This window comes from Ideonella azotifigens (assembly GCF_006519715.1).
GTDB lineage: Bacteria > Pseudomonadota > Gammaproteobacteria > Burkholderiales > Burkholderiaceae_C > Ideonella > Ideonella azotifigens.
The window spans coordinates 1-5,898 of sequence record NZ_VIDT01000337.1 but is presented as its reverse complement, the minus strand read 5'-3'; the positions used below and the strand labels follow the sequence as shown (position 1 = coordinate 5,898).

The window sequence follows — 5,898 nt, the reverse complement described above, 5'->3', positions numbered from 1 at the left end:
CCTCCCGAGAGGACGCGATGCGTGCGCTGCAGCGTGCCTGCGAATGGATCGAACGCAACGAACCCAGCCACCCGGCGCCGCTGCTGATCCGCCGCGGCATGCGGCTGATGAGCAAGAACTTCATGGACATCGTGCGCGACCTGGTGCCCGACGGCGTGCGCGAGCTGGAAAAGCTCGCCGGCGCCAGTTCCGAGTGACAGCCATCGATTGAGAACCCTCTTTTCACACCGCCCACCCGAACCGCCAGCGATGGCGATGCCGCCAACCAAGGAGCCGCCATGGCCACCAGCAGCCAGAAGTTCATTGCCCGCAACCGCGCGCCGCGGGTGCAGATCGAATACGACGTGGAGCTGTACGGGGCCGAGAAGAAGGTCCAGCTGCCGTTCGTGATGGGCGTGCTGTCGGACCTCTCGGGAAAGCCGACCGAGCCGCTGCCGCCGGTATCGGACCGCAAGTTCCTGGACTTCGACGTCGACAACTTCGACGCCCGCATGAAGGCGATGAAGCCGCGCGCCGCGTTTGCGGTGCCCAACACGCTGACCGGCGAGGGCAACCTGATGGTCGACATCACCTTCGAGAGCCTGGACGATTTCTCGCCCGCCGCGGTCGCCGCGAAGGTCGACGGGCTGCGCCAGCTGCTCGAAGCGCGGCAGCAGTTGGCCAACCTCATCACCTACATGGACGGCAAGGCCGGCGCCGAGCAGCTGATCGCCAAGGTGGTCAAGGACGAGGCGCTGCTGAAGTCCCTGGCGTCCGCCCAAAACCCGGCCCAGAAACCGGCCGACGCCGCGCAGTGACCCCCCAAACCGCAGGAGCTCCCCATGGCTGAAGACACCCTCGTGCAAGCTGCCTCGGCGCTGCAGGGCATCGAATACGAAGGCGGCGAATTCGCGCAGCTGCTCGGCAAGGAATTCAAGCCCAAGACCGAGGACGCGAAGAGCGCCGTCGAGCAGGCCGTGCAGACGCTGGCGCAGCAGGCGCTGAGCCAGACGCAGCTGATCGGCAGCGACGTGATCATGTCGATCGAAGCCATGATCGCCGAGCTGGACAAGAAGCTCTCCGAGCAGGTCAACGCCATCCTGCACCACGCAGACTTCCAGCAACTCGAGAGCGCCTGGCGCGGCCTTCACTACCTCGTCAACAACACCGAGACCGACGAGATGCTGAAGATCCGCGTGATGAACATCTCCAAGCTCGACCTGGGCAAGACGCTCAAGCGCTACAAGGGCACGGCCTGGGACCAGAGCCCCATCTTCAAGCGCGTCTACGAAGAGGAATACGGCCAGTTCGGCGGCGAGCCGTTTGGCGCGATGGTCGGCGACTACTACTTCGACCACAGCCCGCCGGACGTGGAGCTGCTGGGCGAGATGAGCAAGGTCGCCGCGTCGGCCCACGCGCCCTTCATCGCCGCGGTGAATCCGTCGCTGATGCAGATGGGTTCGTGGCAGGAGCTGGCCAACCCGCGCGACCTGACCAAGATCTTCACGACGCCGGAATACGCCGCCTGGAAGTCGCTGCGCGAGTCCGACGATGCGCGCTACCTGGGGCTGGCGATGCCGCGTTTCCTCGCCCGCCTGCCGTATGGCGCGAAGACCAGCCCGGTCGAGGAATTCAACTTCGAGGAAGAGACCGCCGGCGGCGACCATGCCAGCTACACCTGGGCCAACTCGGCCTATGCGATGGCGGTCAATATCAATCGCTCGTTCAAGCTCTACGGCTGGTGCACGCGCATCCGCGGCATCGAGTCCGGCGGCGCGGTCGAAGGCCTGCCGGCCCACACCTTCCCGACCGACGAAGGTGGCGTGGCGATGAAGTGCCCGACCGAGATCGCCATCAGCGACCGGCGCGAAGCCGAGCTGGCCAAGAACGGCTTCATGCCGCTGGTGCACCGCAAGAACTCCGACTTCGCCGCCTTCATCGGCGCCCAGTCGCTGCAAAAGCCTTTCGAGTACGACGACCCGGATGCAACCGCCAACGCCAACCTGGCCGCGCGCCTGCCGTACCTGTTCGCCTGCAACCGCTTCGCCCACTACCTCAAGTGCATCGTGCGCGACAAGGTGGGCTCGTTCAAGGAGCGGGCCGACATGGAGAAGTGGCTCAACAAATGGATCATGAACTACGTCGATGGCGACCCGGCGAATTCGTCCGAGGTCACCAAGGCGCAGAAGCCGCTGGCCGCCGCCGAGGTCACCGTCGAAGAGATCCCCGGCAACCCGGGCTACTACAGCTCCAAGTTCTTCCTGCGGCCGCACTACCAGCTCGAAGGGCTGACGGTGTCGCTGCGCCTGGTGTCCAAGCTGCCGTCGCAGAAGACGCAGTGAACCCGCGCCGGCGGCCTGACCGGCCGGCCGTGCAAACCATTCCCCCGCATCCACTCAGGAGAGACGCAACATGACCATCGACACCAACCTCAAGATCGCCGGCGTCGACGGCGAATCCGCCCACAAGGACCACAAGGGCGAGATCGACCTGCTCGCCTGGTCCTGGGACGTGCGCCAGGACAGCACCGCCGCCGCTGGCGGCGGCTCCGGCAAGGGCAAGGGCATTCCCGGCCAGCTGGTGTTCGCCCATTACTACGACAAGGCCTCGCCGGTGCTGGCCAAGAGCTGCGCCAGCGGCAAGCATTTCGACTCGGCCATCATTACCTGCCGCAAGGCCGGTGAAGGCCAGCTGGACTTCCTGAAGGTCACGCTCAAGCAGGTGCTGGTCACGTCGGTGGCGCCGTCGGCCAGCAGCGGCGGCGAGATCTCGGAAAGCGTCGCGCTGAGCTATGCCGACATCGAGTTCGAATACAAGCCGCAGGACGACAAGGGCGCGCTCGGCGGCTCGGTGAAATTCGGCTGGAACGTGGCCAGCACCGAAACGCGCTGAACCCCGGCCCCGCCCATGCCCGCCGGGAGCTTGCCGCTGGTGGTGGTCCCCACCAGCGCCGACATGTACCTGGACCTGACACTCAAGCGCGCCGGCAAGGCCAAGGGAGAGGCCGTTGCCGCCGGCCACCAGGACGACATTGTCGTCATCGGTTTCAGCTGGGGCGTGGGTGCGGTGGGCGACGCGGTGGCCGGCCTGGCCACCGGCCGGCGCAGCTACCGCCATTTGCTGATCACCAAGCGGCTTGACAGTGCCAGCACCGCGCTGATGAGCGCTGTCGCCACCAATGACGAGGTGCGCAGCGCAGTGCTGCATTTGCGCAAGGCCGGCGGGGAGCAGGAAGACTTCTTTTCGCTCACGCTGGAGAAGGCCCGCGTGGCCAGCTACGACGTGGAGGCCGGCGCCGATGGCGCCACGGTCGAGAAGGTGGCGCTGAGCTTCCAGAAGGTGGCGATCGAATACCGGCCGCAAAGCGCCAGCGGCCAACTGGGCGCGAGCCACAGCTTCACCGACGACCTGAGCTGAAAGACCATGGACACGATCAAGGAACTGGTGGCGGCCGGCAGGCCCGGGGAGGCGCTGGCCCAGGCGCAGCAGCAGGTGCGTGCCAAGCCTGAGGACGCCAAACTGCGTGTGCTGCTGTTCCAGCTGCTGGTCGTGACCGGCCAGTGGCAGCGCGCCAGCACGCAGCTGGAAGTCTGTGGCGAGCTGGACGCCGAAGCGCTGCCCATGGTCAACACCTACCGCGAGGCCTTGAAGTGCGAACTGGTGCGCGAAGCAGTTTTCGACGGCAAGACCACGCCGATGCTGTTCGGCCAGCCAGCCGAATGGGTGGCGCTGCTGGTGCAGGCGCTGCAGCAGCAGGCCGAGGGCAATGCCGGTGCCGCGCGCTCGCTGCGCGAACAGGCGCTGGCGCAGGCCGAGACGGTGGCCGGCGCACTGGACGGCACGCCGTTCGAATGGGTGTGCGATGCCGATTCGCGCCTCGGTCCGGTGCTGGAAGCGGTGGTCAACGGGCGCTATGCCTGGGTGCCGTTCTCGGCGCTGAGCAAGGTCCAGATCGAGGCGCCGGGTGACCTGCGCGACCTGGTCTGGCTGCCGGCGCACCTGTGGTTCCCGAACGGCGGCGAGACGGTGGCGCTCATCCCCACGCGATATCCGCGCAGCACGAACTGGGACGACGAGCGGGTGTGGATGGCGCGGCGCACCGAATGGACGCCGCTGGACCCACCGAATGTCGAGCAGTACGCGGGCGTCGGCCAGCGCGTGTTCGCCACCGATGCGGGCGAGCATTCGCTGCTGGATGTGCGTTGCATCGAGCTGGGTCAGTCGGGCGCCAAGGCATGAGGCATCCCGTTTCCGCCGGGCCGCTCCCAAGCCGGCCGGCATTTCCTCGGGGGATCGTCCGGCGTACCCGTCGGACGAGGGGCTGACGTGCCCACGAGCCCGCGTGACCGCCTGCAGCCGGCGCTGCTGGACCGGCTGACCGACGACGAGCCGCTTCGCCGCGAGGAGGCCGAGCATCACCGCGTGATGAGCAAGTCGCAGCTGCGCCAGGCGGTGCTGCGCGACCTGGGTTGGCTGTTCAACGCCGTGCAGCCGCTGGGCAAGGAGGCCGAGGCCTGGCCCGGCCTGGCCGCCAGCGTGCTGAATTTCGGGCTGCCGGCGCTGTCGGGCCAGCTGGCCTCGAAGGTGGACGTGAGCCTGCTGGAAAAGGCGATCCGCAGCGCCATCCTGCGCTACGAGCCGCGCATCCTGCCCGAGAGCCTGGCGGTGCGCGCGCTGGAGGCCACCAGCGTGCTGGACACCCACAACATCATCGAATTCGAGATCCGCGGCCACCTCTGGTCGCAACCCGTCCCGCTGGAGATCCTGCTGCGCACGCAGCTGGATCTGGAGGCGGGGCAGGTGGAGGTGAGGGAAGCATAGCGTGACCTGTCCGGGTCCATTGATTCTTGAAGGAGCGTTCCATGGCCGACTTTGGCGACGACCGACCAGACCCATTTCAAAACCTGCCCAACGAGGTTTTGTTCCAGATATTCGGGTATCTCAATCCACAGGACTACCTTCGTGCAAGCCGTGTGAGCCAGGCCACACGTGGCTTTGCGGTGGCGAACCTTCCCAACGCGATCAACGCTTTTGCGAACGACCTTGCCGGCCTGAAAGACGCGGGAAGGAATTGGCTGCTGAGCACAGCGGAATTGATGCATGCAAACAATGCCAACGTGCTGCAAATCGATGCCTGTCTTGAAACAGGTAGAAGCTTGATCTCCCGGCTTGGTGGCTATCGGGACGCGACTGCCGCACCGCTTGTCGCTGGCATGAGGACGCTCTGCCAGCTCCTGGAGACGGCCAAGCAGGGCGTCGTGGCGAGATCCGACGCCTGATTGAACATGGACCCCCGCCTCCTCCGCCACTACACCGACGAACTCGCGCATCTGCGCGAGGTCGGGGCCGAGTTCGCGCGGGACTTTCCGAAGATCGCGTCGCGGCTGGGCATGGAAGGCATCGCGGTCACCGACCCGTATGTCGAGCGGCTGCTGGAAGGCTTTGCCTTCCTCGCGGCCCGCGTGCAGCTGAAGCTGGACGCCGAGCACCCGCGGCTGATCGCCCACCTGCTGGAATCGATCTACCCGAACTTCCTCGCGCCGCTGCCGTCGATGATGGTGGCCCGCCTGGAGGCGGATCTGACCGACCCGAACCTGCTGGGCGGCTACCAGGTCCCACGCGCGAGCGCCATCGCGGCCGAGCTGGTTCGCGGGCAGGACACGCGCTGCGAATTCCGCACCGCGCAGGCGGTCACGCTGTGGCCGATAGCGATCGCTTCGGTTCAATATTTCACCCATGGCGCGGATCTGCCGCTCAAGCAGCTGCCGCCCGCGCTGGGCGCCAAGGGCGGGCTGCGCATCCGGCTGCGCTGTGGCGGTGGCGCCAGCTTCCGTCAGCTGCAGGGCCTGGATCGCCTGAGCCTGCACGTCAGCGCGCCAGACGACGTGGCCCACCGGCTGCACGAGCTGGTCCAGAGCG

At 66.7% G+C, this 5,898-nt stretch carries 8 protein-coding genes and 1 pseudogene; all 9 read left to right on the top strand.

What is annotated here, in order from left to right; all coding sequences use genetic code 11:
* A pseudogene (locus FKP22_RS32230) lies at positions 1-197 on the top strand (type VI secretion system protein TssA); the annotation flags it as partial.
* Between the two features lie 81 nt (positions 198-278).
* Complete coding sequence (gene tssB / locus FKP22_RS18645; RefSeq protein ID WP_141289182.1) at positions 279-797, top strand: type VI secretion system contractile sheath small subunit; 519 nt, start codon at positions 279-281, stop codon at positions 795-797.
* A 24-nt stretch (positions 798-821) separates the two neighbouring features.
* Positions 822-2,321 carry a type VI secretion system contractile sheath large subunit gene (gene tssC, locus FKP22_RS18640; RefSeq protein ID WP_141289180.1) on the top strand — a complete coding sequence of 500 codons (1,500 nt, stop codon included), beginning with the start codon at positions 822-824 and terminating at the stop codon, positions 2,319-2,321.
* A 70-nt stretch (positions 2,322-2,391) separates the two neighbouring features.
* Complete coding sequence (locus FKP22_RS18635) at positions 2,392-2,871, top strand: Hcp family type VI secretion system effector (RefSeq protein WP_141289178.1); 480 nt, start codon at positions 2,392-2,394, stop codon at positions 2,869-2,871.
* A gap of 15 nt (positions 2,872-2,886) precedes the next feature.
* Positions 2,887-3,396: an Hcp family type VI secretion system effector gene (locus FKP22_RS18630; protein ID WP_141289177.1), complete on the top strand. Its 510-nt coding sequence runs from the start codon at positions 2,887-2,889 to the stop codon at positions 3,394-3,396.
* A gap of 6 nt (positions 3,397-3,402) precedes the next feature.
* Complete coding sequence (locus FKP22_RS18625; RefSeq protein WP_141289175.1) at positions 3,403-4,218, top strand: type VI secretion system accessory protein TagJ; 816 nt, start codon at positions 3,403-3,405, stop codon at positions 4,216-4,218.
* A gap of 87 nt (positions 4,219-4,305) precedes the next feature.
* Positions 4,306-4,800 (top strand): type VI secretion system baseplate subunit TssE, encoded by a 495-nt coding sequence (tssE, locus tag FKP22_RS18615; protein WP_141289170.1) that lies wholly within the window; start codon positions 4,306-4,308, stop codon positions 4,798-4,800.
* 41 nt (positions 4,801-4,841) lie between these two features.
* On the top strand, positions 4,842-5,258 hold the full coding sequence (locus FKP22_RS18610; RefSeq protein ID WP_141289168.1) for an F-box protein: 417 nt from the start codon (positions 4,842-4,844) through the stop codon (positions 5,256-5,258).
* A gap of 6 nt (positions 5,259-5,264) precedes the next feature.
* Positions 5,265-5,898 (top strand): type VI secretion system baseplate subunit TssF (locus tag FKP22_RS18605; protein WP_141289166.1); only part of this gene is annotated, 634 nt, incomplete at its 3' end.

Bases quoted from the DNA above. Each gene is read 5' to 3' on its own strand.
- FKP22_RS18630 (WP_141289177.1), top strand. From the start codon at position 2,887: ATGCCCGCCGGGAGCTTGCCGCTGGTGGTGGTCCCCACCAGCGCCGAC.
- FKP22_RS18625 (WP_141289175.1), top strand. From the start codon at position 3,403: ATGGACACGATCAAGGAACTGGTGGCGGCCGGCAGGCCCGGGGAGGCG.
- tssC (WP_141289180.1), top strand. From the start codon at position 822: ATGGCTGAAGACACCCTCGTGCAAGCTGCCTCGGCGCTGCAGGGCATC.
- FKP22_RS18610 (WP_141289168.1), top strand. From the start codon at position 4,842: ATGGCCGACTTTGGCGACGACCGACCAGACCCATTTCAAAACCTGCCC.
- tssB (WP_141289182.1), top strand. From the start codon at position 279: ATGGCCACCAGCAGCCAGAAGTTCATTGCCCGCAACCGCGCGCCGCGG.
- FKP22_RS18635 (WP_141289178.1), top strand. From the start codon at position 2,392: ATGACCATCGACACCAACCTCAAGATCGCCGGCGTCGACGGCGAATCC.